The 15,258-nt window shown below is 57.4% G+C and carries 13 protein-coding genes and 2 pseudogenes; 6 read left to right on the top strand and 9 right to left on the bottom strand.

Annotated elements, in window-relative coordinates; translation table 11 throughout:
• The first annotated feature begins 51 nt into the window (after positions 1-51).
• A complete protein-coding gene (locus ACX3YF_RS18710; protein ID WP_458974082.1) occupies positions 52-2,538 on the top strand; it encodes an arylsulfatase in 2,487 nt (828 codons plus the stop codon).
• 294 nt (positions 2,539-2,832) lie between these two features.
• On the opposite strand, the gene ACX3YF_RS18705 is transcribed toward ACX3YF_RS18710, so the two are convergent.
• Positions 2,833-4,269 (bottom strand): IS1182 family transposase, encoded by a 1,437-nt coding sequence (locus ACX3YF_RS18705; RefSeq protein WP_458974848.1) that lies wholly within the window; start codon positions 4,267-4,269, stop codon positions 2,833-2,835.
• Positions 4,270-4,444: 175 nt separating this feature from the next.
• Here ACX3YF_RS18705 and ACX3YF_RS18700 point away from each other — a divergent pair, with 175 nt between their 5' ends.
• From ACX3YF_RS18700 to ACX3YF_RS18685, 4 genes and pseudogenes are all read left to right on the top strand, one after another.
• Positions 4,445-4,834, top strand: a complete 390-nt coding sequence (locus ACX3YF_RS18700) for a hypothetical protein (RefSeq protein ID WP_458944733.1) — start codon at positions 4,445-4,447, stop codon at positions 4,832-4,834.
• 927 nt (positions 4,835-5,761) lie between these two features.
• The gene (locus ACX3YF_RS18695; RefSeq protein ID WP_458944732.1) at positions 5,762-6,292 is read left to right on the top strand and encodes an NAD(P)-binding domain-containing protein; all 531 of its coding nucleotides are present in this window, start codon (positions 5,762-5,764) and stop codon (positions 6,290-6,292) included.
• 1 nt (position 6,293) lies between these two features.
• Positions 6,294-6,677, top strand: a complete 384-nt coding sequence (locus tag ACX3YF_RS18690) for a hypothetical protein (RefSeq protein WP_458944731.1) — start codon at positions 6,294-6,296, stop codon at positions 6,675-6,677.
• A gap of 146 nt (positions 6,678-6,823) precedes the next feature.
• Positions 6,824-7,040 (top strand): annotated as a pseudogene (locus tag ACX3YF_RS18685) (transposase domain-containing protein); the annotation flags it as partial.
• 46 nt (positions 7,041-7,086) lie between these two features.
• Here the strand turns inward: ACX3YF_RS18685 and ACX3YF_RS18680 are convergent.
• The 7 genes and pseudogenes from ACX3YF_RS18680 to ACX3YF_RS18650 all read right to left on the bottom strand — a co-directional run bounded on the left by ACX3YF_RS18680 (position 7,087) and on the right by ACX3YF_RS18650 (position 13,306).
• Positions 7,087-8,275 (bottom strand): annotated as a pseudogene (locus tag ACX3YF_RS18680) (alpha-hydroxy acid oxidase).
• A 403-nt stretch (positions 8,276-8,678) separates the two neighbouring features.
• Complete coding sequence (locus ACX3YF_RS18675) at positions 8,679-9,116, bottom strand: heme-binding protein (RefSeq protein ID WP_322267961.1); 438 nt, start codon at positions 9,114-9,116, stop codon at positions 8,679-8,681.
• A 67-nt stretch (positions 9,117-9,183) separates the two neighbouring features.
• Positions 9,184-9,966 carry an ABC transporter substrate-binding protein gene (locus tag ACX3YF_RS18670; RefSeq protein WP_458944730.1) on the bottom strand — a complete coding sequence of 261 codons (783 nt, stop codon included), beginning with the start codon at positions 9,964-9,966 and terminating at the stop codon, positions 9,184-9,186.
• A 150-nt stretch (positions 9,967-10,116) separates the two neighbouring features.
• The gene (locus tag ACX3YF_RS18665; RefSeq protein ID WP_458944729.1) at positions 10,117-10,470 is read right to left on the bottom strand and encodes a RidA family protein; all 354 of its coding nucleotides are present in this window, start codon (positions 10,468-10,470) and stop codon (positions 10,117-10,119) included.
• Positions 10,467-11,867: an FAD-dependent oxidoreductase gene (locus tag ACX3YF_RS18660; RefSeq protein WP_458944728.1), complete on the bottom strand. Its 1,401-nt coding sequence runs from the start codon at positions 11,865-11,867 to the stop codon at positions 10,467-10,469. Before ACX3YF_RS18660 ends, ACX3YF_RS18665 begins: the two co-directional genes overlap by 4 nt.
• On the bottom strand, positions 11,860-12,192 hold the full coding sequence (locus ACX3YF_RS18655; protein WP_458944727.1) for a (2Fe-2S)-binding protein: 333 nt from the start codon (positions 12,190-12,192) through the stop codon (positions 11,860-11,862). The genes ACX3YF_RS18660 and ACX3YF_RS18655 overlap by 8 nt, the downstream gene beginning before the upstream one ends.
• On the bottom strand, positions 12,182-13,306 hold the full coding sequence (locus ACX3YF_RS18650; protein ID WP_458974081.1) for an NAD(P)/FAD-dependent oxidoreductase: 1,125 nt from the start codon (positions 13,304-13,306) through the stop codon (positions 12,182-12,184). The genes ACX3YF_RS18655 and ACX3YF_RS18650 overlap by 11 nt, the downstream gene beginning before the upstream one ends.
• A gap of 167 nt (positions 13,307-13,473) precedes the next feature.
• On the opposite strand from ACX3YF_RS18650, the gene ACX3YF_RS18645 reads away from it, so the two are divergent.
• Entirely contained in the window at positions 13,474-14,379 is a 906-nt protein-coding gene (locus ACX3YF_RS18645; protein ID WP_458944726.1) for a LysR substrate-binding domain-containing protein, read from the top strand.
• On the opposite strand, the gene ACX3YF_RS18640 is transcribed toward ACX3YF_RS18645, so the two are convergent.
• Positions 14,376-15,161, bottom strand: a complete 786-nt coding sequence (locus ACX3YF_RS18640; protein ID WP_322267955.1) for a GntR family transcriptional regulator — start codon at positions 15,159-15,161, stop codon at positions 14,376-14,378. The two genes, ACX3YF_RS18645 and ACX3YF_RS18640, sit on opposite strands and share 4 nt — an antisense overlap.
• Positions 15,162-15,258 lie beyond the last annotated feature (97 nt).

The raw sequence follows: 15,258 nt of genomic DNA, 5'->3' as shown, positions 1-15,258 counted from the left end.
AACGGTTCTACACTCGGAACTTGGGGTTTCGGGGGGTTACAGGAGCTGGCCATGGCCAATGCATACTGGACTCAATCAACTTGGCTAAATAACAGGCTTGGTGCAGGACTGGCGTTTGCCATGCTTACGCTCTCTTGTGCCAATGCAGCGCCACAGGAAGTCAACGGCACGCCCGGTTCACCCAGTGCGACCACGACCATCGATGGTAGATACCTGCCCAACCCTCCCCCGGCGTTTGGCGGCGTCATCAACCTCGACGCCCAGACCTCGACGCCCTACTGGTCCCCGACCGTCGTACCTCCCAAAAACGCGCCAAATGTCTTGTTGATCATCACTGACGACGTCGGCTTCGGCGCGCCCAGTACGTTCGGCGGTCTCATCCCGACGCCGAGCATGGATCGCGTTGCGGCAGCTGGATTGCGCTTCACGCAATTCAATTCGACGGCACTGTGCTCGCCCACACGTGCAGCCTTGATCACCGGACGCAACCACCACTCCGTCGGTTTCGGTGTCATCTCAGAAATTTCAACGGGATACCCCGGCTACAACAGCGTCATCACCAAGGACAAAGTGACCATTGGCAAAGTCCTTAAGGACAACGGCTATGCAACGTCGTGGTTTGGCAAAAACCACAACACGCCGTCATTCCAGATCAGTCAGGCCGGTCCGTTTGATCAGTGGCCTATTGGTATGGGCTTTGATTATTTTTTCGGGTTCATGGGCGGCGAAACCAGCCAGTGGCAACCGGGCAATCTGATGCGTAACACCACGCCAATCCATCCTTACGTCGGCAAACCGGGGTGGAACCTGATCACTGCGATGGCGGATGACGCCGTTGGTTATGTCAACGAATTGAATGCGCTCGATCCGAAGAAACCGTTCTTTCTTTACTACGCGCCCGGCGGTACCCACGCGCCGCATCACCCGACGCCCGAATGGGTCGACAAATTCAAGGGCAAGTTCGACATGGGGTGGAATGCTGCGCGCGAACAGATCTTCGCCAATCAGAAGCGGCTTGGCGTTATCCCGCCGACCGCCAAGCTCACACCGTGGCCGGATTCACTGAAAAAATGGGACGAACTTTCGGCGGACGAGAAAAAACTGTATGCCCACCAGATGGAAGTCTATGCGGCCTATCTCGCGTACACCGATCATGAAATCGGTCGGGTGATCCAGGCGATTGATGACATTGGCAAGCTCGATAACACGCTGATTATCTACATCAGTGGTGACAACGGCGGTAGCGCAGAAGGCACCCCTAACGGCACACCAAACGAAATGACCACTTTCAACGGAATCGACGTGCCGGTCGCCGAACAGATGAAGTATCTGGATGCCTGGGGTTCGGACCAGACCTATCCGCACATGGCCGTGGGTTGGACCTGGGCCATGGACACCCCCTTCAAGTGGACCAAGCAAATCGCATCGCATTTTGGCGGCACCCGCCAGGGCATGGCCATCTCCTGGCCTAACAGGATCAAGGATGCCGGCGGCATCCGTAACCAGTTCCACCACGTCATTGACATCGAGCCGACGATTCTTGAAGCCACCGGCATTGATGCACCGCTCCAGGTAGACGGCATTGCGCAAAAGCCCATCGAAGGCACGAGCATGACTTACCTCTTCGACAAGCAGAATGCCGAAAAGCCGTCTACACGCACCACGCAGTATTTCGAGATGTTTGGAATGCGCGCGCTTTATCACGAAGGCTGGATGGCATCGACGACGCCCTACCGCGCACCTTGGGACATTACTTCTCAGCCACCCAAGGACATTGTCAATGGCGTCAAATGGGAGCTGTACGACATCACCAAGGACTGGACGCAGAATGACGATATCGCCGCCGCCAAGCCTGCAAAACTCAAGGAGCTACAGGATCTGTTCTGGGTGGAAGCGAACAAATATCAGGTGCTGCCGCTCGACGCTTCCGGCTTTACGCGCGTCATTGCACAGAGGCCGAGCATCGTGGCCGGACGCACCGAGTTCGAATACCTTTCGCCGGTGACGGGCATTCTTCCAGGCAACGAGCCCAACGTGTTGAACAAGTCCTACCTCATTACGGCTGACATCACTGTTCCGGAAAACGGCGGCGACGGTGTCCTGGTGACCGACGGCGGCCGCTTTGGGGGTTACGCGCTGTACCTCCTGAAAGGCAAGCCGATCTTCAACTACAACCTTGAAGGCGTTGCGCGATTCCGCTGGGAAGGGACCGAGGCGCTCCCCCCCGGAAAGCACAGCATCAGCTTTGATTTCAAATATGCCGGGCCGGGATTCGGTAAAGGCGGCACCGGCGTGCTGTCGGTGGATGGCAAGCAACTGGCCAGTCAGACGATCCCCCACAGCGTTCCATTCGTCTTCGGTGTGGATGAAAGTTTCGATGTCGGTTCCGACACCGGCACCCCGGTCGATGACAAGGATTACCAGGTACCGTTTGCATTCACCGGTTCACTGCACAAGCTTACCGTCAAGCTCGAACCAACGCAGTTGAATGTCGCGGGCAAGGGAGCCGTTCAGAACAAGGTCGGCACCAAAGACTAGGAAAAAGCACGCGGGTCAACTCGCACGAGATGATCCGCGGCTTACCTGTGACAGCCTCCTTTGTAATCATCGGATCGAGTTCGCCTGTTGCAACTTTTCCTGAGGGTCCGCTTTGGGTCCAGGCTGTGTGAAAATGCACTGAATACGTCGAAAGCTGAAAGTCGCGAGGATTGCCTGTGGAGTAAGCGGGCGGAAGCGCGAATTGCCCTAGCCATCTACATAGGCGTTTGTAATTCCGTTTGGGCCGCGTCAGCGGCCCAAACGGCTACTAACGGGCTAGCCAAGCGACTGGATTCAAGCCCTGATCGCCTCTAGCAGTCCTGCGATACCGAAGATGCTCATCATTCGTTTGAGGTTGTAGGCGAGCACATGAAGACTCATCTCAGTGCTCACCCTCGGCAGGGTTTTGGTCAGGAAGTGGGTGGCTCCCATCCAATATTTGAGTGTTCCGAGAGGATGCTCAACTGTCTTTCGGCGAACCCTCATCATCGCTGGATCATGTTCTAGTCGAACCTGCATCGCGTCGATTACCGCCTCATGTTCCCAGCGCCTCACTCGGCGTTCCTTACCCGTCGTACATTGCTTTTGCATTGCGCAGGACTGGCAGCCCGAGAAGTAGTAACAGTGCAACAACATGCCGTCTTCCATCGACGAATGCCGCCGGGTCAGCAACTGTCCCGCAGGGCATCGATACGCGTCCGATGCAGCAACGTAGATGAAGTCCTGCTTACCAAATCGGCCTTCGGCTTTGCTGCCTGATGTCAGGGGTTTTGGTACAAAGGTGGTGATGCCCGCCTGCTCGCAGGCAAGGATTTCCAGACCTTTGTAGTAGCCTCGGTCGGCCACCACCGTTAGCGTTTCAGCCTCGATTTCTTCACGCGCCAGGTTCGCCATATTGCTCAGTTGCCCACGATCATTACCAACGTTGGTCACCTCATGGGCAATGATCAAATGGTGCTTGTCGTCGACAGCTGTTTGGACGTTATAGCCAACCGTTCCAGTGCCTCGTCCGCTCGTGGCCATTGAGCGTGCATCTGGGTCTGTGAGGGAGATTTTCTGGTCTGGACTGTCGTGGAGCTGCGCCTCGATATCCTTGAGTTTCTGCATCTGCTTTTTCAGCGTTTCGATTTTTTCTTTCAGCCGCTCGGCCTTGGCCTCGGCCACTTCGGGCGTTGCCCGATCCGCCGAATCCATCGCCGCCAGATAACGGTCAATGCTCTGTTCGATCTGCTGCATGCGTGCCTTCACTTTGCCCTGGGTGAAGTTACGGTCACGATTGTTGACGGCTTTGAATTTGCTGCCGTCGATGGCGATGATCGACTGAGAGAAGAGATTGAGGTTGCGGCAAAGAACTACGAACTGACGGCATACGCTGCGAATGGCTTTGCCATTATCTTTGCGAAAGTCGGCAATAGTTTTGAAGTCTGGAGCCAAACGCCCCGTTAGCCACATCAACTCGACGTTACGCTGGGCCTCGCGTTCAAGTCGGCGGCTGGACTGAATCCGATTGAGGTAGCCGTAGATATAGATCTTCAACAACACCGCTGGGTGGTAGGCAGGACGACCCGTAGCGGCAGGATCAACGCCCTCAAAACCAAGTGCGCCCAGGTCGAGTTCATCGACAAAAACATCGACCACGCGGACTGGATTTTCTTCGACTACGTAATCGTCCAGGCACTCCGGCAGCAGAGTCACTTGCGTCCGGGCCTCGCCTTCAATGAATCGCTTCATGATCGTCCTCGATACGATCTCGACGATCAGAAGGTTAGACAATCTGGGGAGTTTTTCACCAAGCCTGGGACCAATTGGTCGCTCACGACGGGCATAAATCAGCGAAGAGTTGACGATAGACACTTGATCGCGAGGTGCCTAATCTAGGCTTCGAAGTCACGACAGGGAAAAGGATATGGCAGGAGGGAACATCATTTGCGGTACGTTCCAAAGTGCCGACAAATCGGGATCAGCCTTGGAGGCAGTGTTAGATGCACTCCCATTGCAGGCTCACGAACTGGTCGAAAATGTTAAACAGCAACTCGATACAGCAGACTTTGTCCTCATAGATGTAGAACAAGCGAAAAGCTTGCTTCCATTTTTACAGGTCTACCAGGCGCAACTGATCGCTGAGATCGGGCACGATGATTGGGCTCGGGCAACGCAGGAGGAGTTTTCGCTTGAAACGGTCGCTGCCAAGTGGGGATCGGGTAAGGGATGGAGACTTTACTGCGTGCGAGATCTCGTAGGTGCTTGTGAAAATGCGTTGGTAGAGATGGAATCTGTTTGCATAGCGTTCAGTTAACTACATCCAGCCCGTTTTCACACAACCTGGGTCGATTCTGTTGAAAAAGTCGGTGATCCCAAACTGCCTGATCATTGACCGGTGAAAACGCCTTTTTTACACGCTGCTACGTGAAATTTGCGTCTGGAAACCTCTGCCAAAAGTCAAGATTTCAATCTCGGACGCGTACTTTTCAGCTGCGAAAACCATGGCCGACTTTTTCAACAGAATCGGTCGATCTCTGCCGGTCATGCCCACGAATCGTGCTGGTCAAATCCGATGTAAATGACTGGTCAGGTCGAATGCAAATGGGTGGGCAAGTCCGTGCAATTACCCAGTCACCTCTTCAATGGCCGAGCTTATGGCGTACTGGTTGTGCAAGAGCATTGTGAGAGCGTCCGCTGTGGCAATGTTGGCTTCAGAGTTATTTGGCATGGGGATCGTCCTTGAGTAACAGGTTCGTGGAGACTAGCTGAACTCACTGCTGGCTCGAGCCACTTTCCCAGTTCCGCTGATACTTGGGTAATTACTCTGATTTGACCACCCACTTGCATTCGACCGAACCAACCGTTCGCATCGTATATGTCCCCGCTACTCAGCTAAAACGACCGGCGGTGTAAGGCCAGGAGCAGTTATTCAACTTCTACGAAACCAGGGGCGATACAGGAGCGTGAACATCCACCGACGAAGGTCAAGTGGGCGTTCGACCAGGTTGTCGAAACGACCATTTGAATATGAGTACGTTCTACCCTACGGATTGGTCTCCATTCGACTTGAACTATTACCGGCTCGAAAAACTCTACCGGATTGATTCATATGCCGAATGCCGCAGACGTCCTGTGTTCAGCATGGTCGCTGGATGGCTGGACGTGCCCCCGCCGTCACCATGGCAAATGATCGCCGCGATTGTGTGGTGATCGCGCAATTGCGACGCAGAGGAACATAAAGATGAAGATCGGGATGATAGGCCTTGGTCTCATGGGCGCCAGCACGGCGACCCGCCTACCTCGCGACGGTCAAGAGTGCGTGGTCCATGACCAAGCGTCCGAAGACATCGAATACCTCGTCGCGTACCACACGAATCTCGTCCAGCACGACTACGCCGTCGTTGCTGAGACGATGCCGGTGCATTGCCCCGCTCACTATCAATACGAGATTGACCTCCCAGAGATCGCGGATGTCTGGCGGCACGGCAGCGTGATCGTATCATGGCTACTGGATCTGACCGCCGCGACTCGAGCGACCGCCCCCAAGCTGCGTGGCTATAAAGGCCGTATATCGGATTCCGCTGAAGGACGCTGGACTGTGCGGGCGGCCATCGACGGAGCCGTGTCTGCACCGTTGTTGAGTAAGGCGTCATATGTCCGCATCGGCTCGCGCGCGATGCCGATTTCGCTAAGCGCGTCCAATCAGCCATGCGCCATGAACTCGGTAACCAAGTCGAGAAGTCCGTTCAGGACTCCGTCGGCGGAGACATGAAATGAATTCCGACATCAGCAATCCTCACGCGCAACCCGCCGACGCATTAGTCGTATTCGGCGCCACCGGCGACCTGGCGCATAAAATGATCTTTCCTGCGCTCTATGCGATGTGCCGAATCGGTGCACTGAAGGTGCCGGTTATCGGCGTGGCCTCGTCAAAGTGGAGTGTCGAACAACTGCGCACGCGAGCCCGCGAAAGCATCAATCACGTTGGCGGGAAAGTCGACCCGCGTGCGTTGGACCGCTTATTGTCAACGCTGCAATACGTCAGTGGTAACTATAAAGACGCCGCCACCTTCGATGCGTTGCGACTTGCCCTGCACGGCGCACAACGCCCAGCGTTCTACCTCGCTATCCCACCGACACTGTTCCCCACATGTTAATGCCAACTCCGAATTGACCAACGTGCCGATGAAAGAGTAACCCACCTTAAAATTGGCTCTAATCTAGAACAGGCAATAGTTCACGAGCAATCAGGCTGGGTCAGTGAAATCTCGGCAACTAGGTCAATCCGGCGTTGGCACCAACAAATAATTGGGGCACAAACCAAATACGACCGTAGGCATCGGGGCGTGAGAAATGGCTCTTTGCTGGTTCACTGCGCAGCGGCAGAGGGGCAGCAGCGATCACGAGCCTGATCCAGTCTGCGCTGCTGAATGGACATGACCCTTATGCCTATGTGCCTGCCGACGCAACGGGCGAGTTATATCGCGGAGCTGCTGCCACATAAGCGGCAACCGGCTTAGTTTCGCAAGGCCTGATGCCCGGGTGCATACTAAAGTTTTACGCAAGCTAATTGATATCTCGCTCACGCCAATGGGCCAAAACCTGGCGCCGGACGAGCAGATCTTGGTTGATACCGGCAAGGCCAGTAAGGCCCAGCATCCCCACATCGCGGCGTACCTCAGCCACGATCAGATCGATTGCGTGGGCCACCCCGGCCTGTCCGGCGACGGCGCTGGCGTAGTTGAATGGCCGCCCGATGAACGTCGCCTTGGCGCCGAACGCGATTGCCTTGATCACATCGGTACCTCGACGAATACCGCTGTCGGCCATCACCAGCATGGCGCCGCTGGCCTCGACTATTTCAGGCAACACATAGAGCGGTGGCACGCTGCCATCGATCTGCCGACCACCATGGTTCGAAACCACGATGCCATCGATGCCGATCTGCTTGCAGCGCGCGGCATCGGCCGCCTGCAAGACTCCCTTAATCACCATCGCGCCGGGCCACTGCTGACGGATCTGGCGCTCGTGCTCCCAGTTCAGATGGCCGCGGTCGGTGAAGTCGCGCACAACGCTTGCAGACAAGGCCGGTGCCCCCCGGGTCGCGTAGTTGTTCTCGAAGTAAGGCATTCCATGCTTCACAAGCGTGCGCAGGAAGGTTCCAAACAACCAGCGCGGATGCGTCACCCCTTGGTAAGCCAGCAACGCTTGGTCGAAGAGGCGTGGAGAACCCTGCCCGTACATTATTTTCCCTATTCGCCTTCACCGGCGTGTCGACCGTGATGACCAAGGTTTTGACACCGGCCTTGCGCACGCGCTCGATCAGCGGCGCGATTTTTACTGCATCGCCGGGCAGGTAGGCCTGAAACCAGATATTGGGTGCGGCATCGACCACCTCTTCCAGGCGTATCAGCGAGGAGCCACTCATCACGAACGGCACATTAGCCGCCGCTGCAGCCTGCGCCAGGGACAGATCGCCCCGATAACCGGTCAGCGCGGCAATCCCCATAGGCGCAATGCCTACCGGTGCGCTGTAGCGATGGCCAAACAGGTCGACGGAAATATCTCGGGTGGAAACATCCACCAAAACATTGGGTTTCAGGAAATAGTCGTCGAACGCTTGGCGATTGGCATAGAGCGTCAGGTTGTCCTCGACACCGCCCTGTACGTAGGCGTAGAGCGGTTTGGGCAGAAGCTTGCGAGCGCTGATTTCGAAGTCGGCGAGTGAGAGATGGTGGGAAAGTAATTTGGACATTGGTACAGGCACGGTCTACAAAAGGCGCGACTATAGGACTGCACCCGAAATTCGCTAAAGACTCATAATGCATATGTTTATGCGTTGAGTGCTGACAGCAGCTTGCCTACCGGTCCCGCAGCGAGATTTCCACACGTAGAGCGCATCGCTCAGCTCGGGCGCAAGCACCGCGGCCCCACCTGCATTGACTACCAACAGGCTTGCGTCCTGGGCACCGACGTTGTTCCCTACCCAATCGCGCAGTCAGCCCTAACGGAAACTGAACCGATACCGATGGTGTCGCCTGAGTGCCTGGGTCGCCTATCAATTGCTTCCCTCAAAGGCTGACTGAATACTGTATTCATATTCAGCCACCAACGGCTGGCGATGCGCTTGAGCCAGGTCAAGGTTGCGGATCAGCACCTCATAGGTGAAGTCCTGTGCTGGTGACTGCAGCACTATACATGGCGTCAACCGCCAACCGGGCCAGTTCGGCATCCTGCTCAGCCTTGACGCCAGACACGCCGATTGCGCCGATGCAGTGGCCTTCGTACCAAATGGCCACACCTCCTTCGAGCATGCCGTGCAGGTTGGGGGCACTTAGAAAGGCCTGACGCCCGCCATTGATCATGTCTTCATAAGCCTTGCTATCGCGACGACCAAGCGCCGCTGTACGCGCTTTCTCCATGGCGATGTAACCCGAAATCGGCGCCGTATGATCCAGACGTAACAGCCCCAGCGGATGGCCTCCGTCATCGACGACGCAAATCGCCACGGGCCAGTTGCGGCTTTGGGCGAGGGCTTTTGCCGCCGACAGCATTTGCGAAACGTTTTGCTCGCTCAGCAACGCCTTGGTTTGCATCTCTACTCCAATAAACGAAGAGAACGGCCGCATGCTCAAGCATGCGTGCCGAAAGAACGAACGCGCATTACTCGCCGTAGATATCGAAGTCGAAATACTTCTGGCGAATTTTTTCGTAGGTGCCATTGGCACGAATTGTCGCCAAGGCCTGATTGAAACGACCTGCCAGCGGATCGCCCTTGCGCACCGCAATACCGATACCGGTACCGAAGAATTTTTCTTCGGTAAAAGCCGGGCCAACAAATTCAAAGTCTAGCCCTTCCGGGCGCTTCAACAGGCTTTCATCGATGACCACCGAACTGGCCATGGTTGCGTCCAGGCGACCACCCAGCAGGTCAAGGAACACTTCATTTTGCGAGCCGTAGCGAATCACTTCAGCGCCAGCCGGAGCAAAATTCTCGGTCACGTAACGATCGAAGTTGGTCGCCCGTTGCACGCCGATTCGCTTGCCTTTGAGCTGGGCGGGAATATCGGTGACGCCGGCGCCTTTCTTGAACACCAAGCGTGCCGGGATACGGTAGTAACGGTTACTAAAATCGACTGATTTCATCCGCTCGGGCGTCATGGACATTGAAGAAATGATCGCATCGACTTTTTTCACCTTGAGCGCTGGAATCAGCCCGTCGAACTCCTGCTCTTGCCACTGGCATTGGACTTTCATCTCGGCGCACAGCGCCTGCCCGATGTCGTAGTCAAAACCCACAATGGTGTTGTCCGGGGTTTTCGAAGCGAACGGCGGGTAAGCCGCTTCGATGCCCAGCCGCAGAGGTTGCTCAGCCGCGTGCAGGCTGGCACCAAACGCCAGCAGCGAGACAAGACTGACTTTCAAGACAACGCTTTTTACGTTCATTCAAAGCTCCAAATGCGATGTTGTTTATGTCGGGCGCTCCGCAAAAGAAGACGTCCGTTATGGCAGCGGCAATGTGAACAAGCAGAGGTGACGGCTCTGTCGGCCGCCTGCCTCATCGCTACGTAACGCAGCGGTTAAAACAGGGCGGTTTCAGACTGCGGCGGTGACAATCAACTCCAACAGGATCTGCGGGTCATCGAACATCACTTGAGCGGTGGCCCGTGCCGGCGTTTGCCCGGCATCGACCCAGGTACTCCAAGTTTCATTCATGCCGGTAAAATCAGCGCCCATGTCTTTCATCCAGATCTGCACGCTGAGCAGACGGCTCTTGTCGCTGCCCGAGACCTTCAGCAACTCGTCGACCCGTTGCAGAACCTGGCGCGTCTGACCACGGATGTCCTGGCTGCAATCGGCGGCGACGACGCCACTGAGCCAGGCCACGCCGTTGTGTACGACACTGCGACTCAGGCGTGGATTGCTTTCGATGCGTTGGATAAGGCTCATAGATGCTCCTGGGTAAGAGGTGTCTCGGTGGACAATTGGGCAAGGGTGATGGGTTTGAGTGGCGAGCGAATGCGGTAATACCCGACCTCTGCGGCGGGGACCTTGCGCTGCTCGGCAATGATTTCAGTGACGCTCAAACCGCACAGCCGCCCCTGGCAAGGCCCCATGCCGCAGCGACCGAACGCCTTGGTCTGATTGGGGCCCAGACAACCGAGCTCAACGTAGTGGCGAATCGCACCGGCGCTGACTTCTTCACAGCGACAGACAATCACCTCGTCGGCGGGTATGCGGTTTTGCTGTTGCGGGCGATACAACGCATTGATCAGTGGCCGCGCAGCTCGTTGGCGACGCAGGACCTTTCGATAAGGGGCGGCAAGTTGTTGCAACGGCTGCGGATCGACTTTTCCCGACCTTGCGGCAATCGCCAGCCCGGCCAAACGGCCTTCGAGCAGCGCAACCTGAGCGCCGCCAATGGCACCACCGTCACCGGCGATAAATATTCCTGGCAGGCTGGTTTCACCCCAACTGTCGCGGCGTGCGACCCAGCACAGTTGTTGTTCGCACCAGTCGTGTTCGACGCGTAACGACCAACTGATCTGGGTGTTGGGCACCACGCCTTGGTGCAGCAAAATCAGCGAGGCGGGAATGGTCCAGCGACGCCCTTTACTGCCGAAACTCAGGACACTGACCTGTGTCGTGCCTTCGATATGTAGGTCCCGGGCATCACGAAAATGCCGGACCCCGGCGCGCCTCAAGTCGACCAGCAAATGCAGGCCCTTGAGCAAGTCGCGCCAACCGCGTAATGCACCGGGGACTTTGTGCCAGGCACGCAACAGGTCGCCTTTTCCACTGGTGTCCACCAGCGCTTCGATGGCAATGCCGGCACGCAGATATTGCACGGCCAGCAGATACAACAACGGCCCGCAACCGGCCAACACCACGGGTCCATCCGGCACCAGCGCGGCGCTTTTAAGCAAGATCTGCCCGGCGCCGGCGGTCATGACGCCGGGCAGGGTCCAGCCAGGGACAGGCATCGGCCGCTCGAACGCACCAGTGGCGATCAAGACATGACGCCCCTGCAAGATTTCGGCACGGCCATCAATCAGGTAATGCACCTGACGCTGCGGCGTCACTTGCCAGATAGCCGCGTTGGCCAGGTAACGGGCACCGCACTGGAGGAACTGCGCGGTGAGCTCCGCGCCCGCCTCATAGTCATCGCCCAATACGACACGACTGCGCGGATCGGCCTGCAGGACGTTGCGATAAATTTGCCCCCCGGGGCTGCCCTGTTCATCCAGCACAACCACGGTGAGCCCGTGTCGTGTGGCCTCAAGCGCCGCGCTCATGCCCGCCGGGCCGGCACCGATCACAACCAGGTCAATCATTTGATCATTCATCAGCGCCCTCCTCGTCACCGGCCGGGAGATCGCGAGCACCACGTTGCCTGAAAACACTCATACCCGCTCGAACCGGCAGCAGACACGCCTGACAATTGGCTTGCCCGTCCACCTCGACGAGACACTCGAAGCACACACCCATCATGCAATAGGGCGCGCCAAGCCTTCCGCTGACAGCACTTTCGCGGGTATGAGTGACGCCGCTGACCAACAACGCGGCAGCCAGCGAAACCCCGGCAGGCACCTTTAATGGCGCGTCTTCAAACTCGATTTGCACGGTGTTTTGCGCAGGCGCCAAGGCCCGAAACATGCTATCAGCCGGCATGACGCACCTCATGTTTGAGACTGAATCGCTGCAGACTGAAAGCCGCTACAGCCGGATCATCGAACTCGCCGCCAATCCATGGCGCCAGGCGCAAGGCGTGCATTGCCGCCAGCGTCACGCCGCTGTGGCAACTCACTACAAATGCACCCGGGCAGCTCGGCGCGGCTTCGTAGACCGGGAAGCCATCGTCACTCATCACCCGCAATGCGCCCCACGCCCGAACCAGACGCACGTTTGCCAGCTGCGGAAAACATTGCACGGCACGACGCGCAATGGTCGCCATCACTTCGCTGCCAGTACCGTCGTCCAAACCTACAGACTCATGGGAGTCGCCCAACTGCACCGTACCTTCGTCGGTCTGACGCACGTAGGTGGTGGGGTAATGCAGAAAGGGTTTAAGGCGCTCGGTGACCAGGATCTGCCCGCGGTTGGGCTTCACTGGCACATCCAGACCCAACGCTGCGCCTAGCGCACGATTGCCGAGTCCGGCAGCCAACACGACCCGCTCGGCGTGCCAGCAATGTTCACCGGCGCTCAGTTCAAAGCCCGAACCTCGCTGGCCGACGGCGCTCACCCGGTGGCCATTGATGATCTTGACCCCGCGTATCTGGCAGGCCGCGTACAGGGCCTGCAACAATTTCAGAGGATTGACGTGACCATCCATGGGCGAGTAGCAGCCACCCACTACCGTCGGCCCCACGCCAGGCAAGCGGTCCCGCAGTTGTGCCGAATCCAGCAGTTCGAACGGATAATCACCGTCCATGGCTTCGCGCAGCCAAAACAGTCGGCGGCTTTCTTCGGCCATCTCATCTTCACTCAGACACAGCTGGTACCCGCCCGGCTGACGCAGATGGATGTCGATGCCGGTGTCGGCCTGCAACGAGGCGGCGAACCGCGGCCACAGCGCCACCGACTCGCGAGTCCATTGCACATAGGGGCTCATTCCATAACCCTTGCCCTGAACCCACAACAGGCCGAAGTTGCCGCGCGCAGCCCGAAAGGCGTCGTCCCCCTCATCCAGGACGCTGACCTGGCGACCGAGCATGGCCAGCCCATAAGCAATGGACAGCCCCACCAAACCACCGCCGACGATAATTACATCAGTTTTTTGCATAAGTCCCGCGATCGCTCTCTCAACGCCGAGGAATCACCTACAGCGCAGGCACTACGCCCGAATAATCTTGATGGAGAAGATCCTAGAGAGCTGACACCAGCTTGAAAAATGCTTTATTTTGTCAATCCCATGTCTTTTAGTTATGGTTTTCTTCAAAGGATAACGCCATGAACCTTCGTCAGCTGGAAGCCTTTCGCGCCGTGATTCTGGGCCGGACGGTGACCCGCGCCGCCGAGATGCTGCACATCTCGCAACCTGCAGCAACGCGACTGATTGCCAGCCTCGAGGAAGACATCGGTTTCAGCTTGTTCGACCGGATCAAAGGTCGACTTCAGCCCACACCCGAGGCCATGACGCTGTATCAGGAAGTGCAACGCTCACTGATTGGCGTCGACCGTATTGCGCGAACCGCGCAGGACATCCTCAGCCTGAAACGCGGTTCGCTGCACATTGCCTGTGCGCCGGCCATGGGCCTGTCGTTCCTGCCGCGAGCCATCGCCGCGTTCATGGCCGAGCATGACCATGTGCAAATTTCGCTGGCGGTGCTTTCATCGCGCGAGGTGGTAGACCTGGTGGTGGGTCAGCGTTGCGACCTCGGCATCATCGTACTGCCCAACACCTACCCGAGCCCGCGCGCCGAAAAACTGCTGGCGACCCGGATGCTGTGCGCCCTGCCCGCCGGGCACCGCTTGCAGAACCAGGCCACGATCAAGCCTGAAGACTTGCAAGGCGAAGCGTTTATTTCCTATCCACAATCCATCGGCTCGCGCCAACACATCGACTCGATATTTGCCGCTCACGGGGTCGAGCGTGAACTGCGTCTGGAGACCCAGCTATCGCTGCCAATGTGCGCGCTCGTCGAACAAGGTTTGGGGGTAGCGCTGGTTGATGCGATCAGCGCTGTCGAATACCGAGGCAGTGGCATTGTGTTCAGGGCATTCGAACCGGCGATCGAAATGGACTTCAGCATGCTGCTGCCGGTGCAGGGGCCGGCGTCGAAACTGCAAATCAGCTTTCTCGAACACATGCAGCAGTTCATCGCTCGGGAGGTTCCGGCGGACTATCGATTTTAGATGCGAAAACTGTTGACCCGACTGTCTGCCAGTTTGAACACCACACGCTGCGGGTGGTTGATCGAAACCAGATACTCCACCGGCTGCCCTAGGGTGTCGAAAATCACGCCCCGATACACCAGCGCAGCCGTCCCGGGATCGACCTCCAGCAGGCGCGCCTCCTGGTCATTCATCGTGGCAATGCTTAACGTGCCCTCGTCACTTTCTATTTCGATCTGATACCGCGCCAGCAACAAGGCATACAACGAGGCCCCCTCGATCAGATCCCCCGCGACCAGTTCCGGCACCCGCGCGGCAGGAATGTAGCTGGTCTCGATGCAGAACGGCTTTTGGTCCACGGTGCGCAGACGCCTGATGGCCAGCAACACATCGCCTTCCTGAATCTTCAGTAGTTTGGCGACGCGGGCGCTGGCCTGGGCTTGTTCGAAATAGAGCAATTTGCTGCCGGGCCGGGCGCCGGCCTGTTCAACCACTTCGGCGATGCCTTTACGCGCCACGGTATTGAGTGGTCGCTCGACACCCGGAGCGGTCACGAAGGTTCCGCGATTGCCGCGGCGCTCGAGGATCCCGCGATCGATCAGTGTTTGCAGCGCCTTGCGCAAGGTCATCCGACTGATTCCCAGGTGTTCGGCCAAGTCCCTTTCCGCAGGGATTCGCTCAGTCGGTCCGAACTCCGGGCGCTCCAACATTTCAAGCAGCGCCTGGACGGCCTGCCAGGCAACCTGCTTGCGTTGCGGTGCGGGAAACGCCACGTCGGAGGATTTTGCGCTGGTAACTTTCATGGTCTACATCCTGGATTATTTTTCTGGTGATCCGCTGCGACTGTAAACAATTAAAAGCTGACGCAAACCCGCCAGCTTAACGATGACAAAGAATACC

Source organism: Pseudomonas fluorescens group sp. PF-69 (assembly GCF_054481235.1).
The sequence above is the reverse complement of the archived record's forward strand: the minus strand, read 5'-3'. Positions and strand labels throughout refer to the sequence as shown.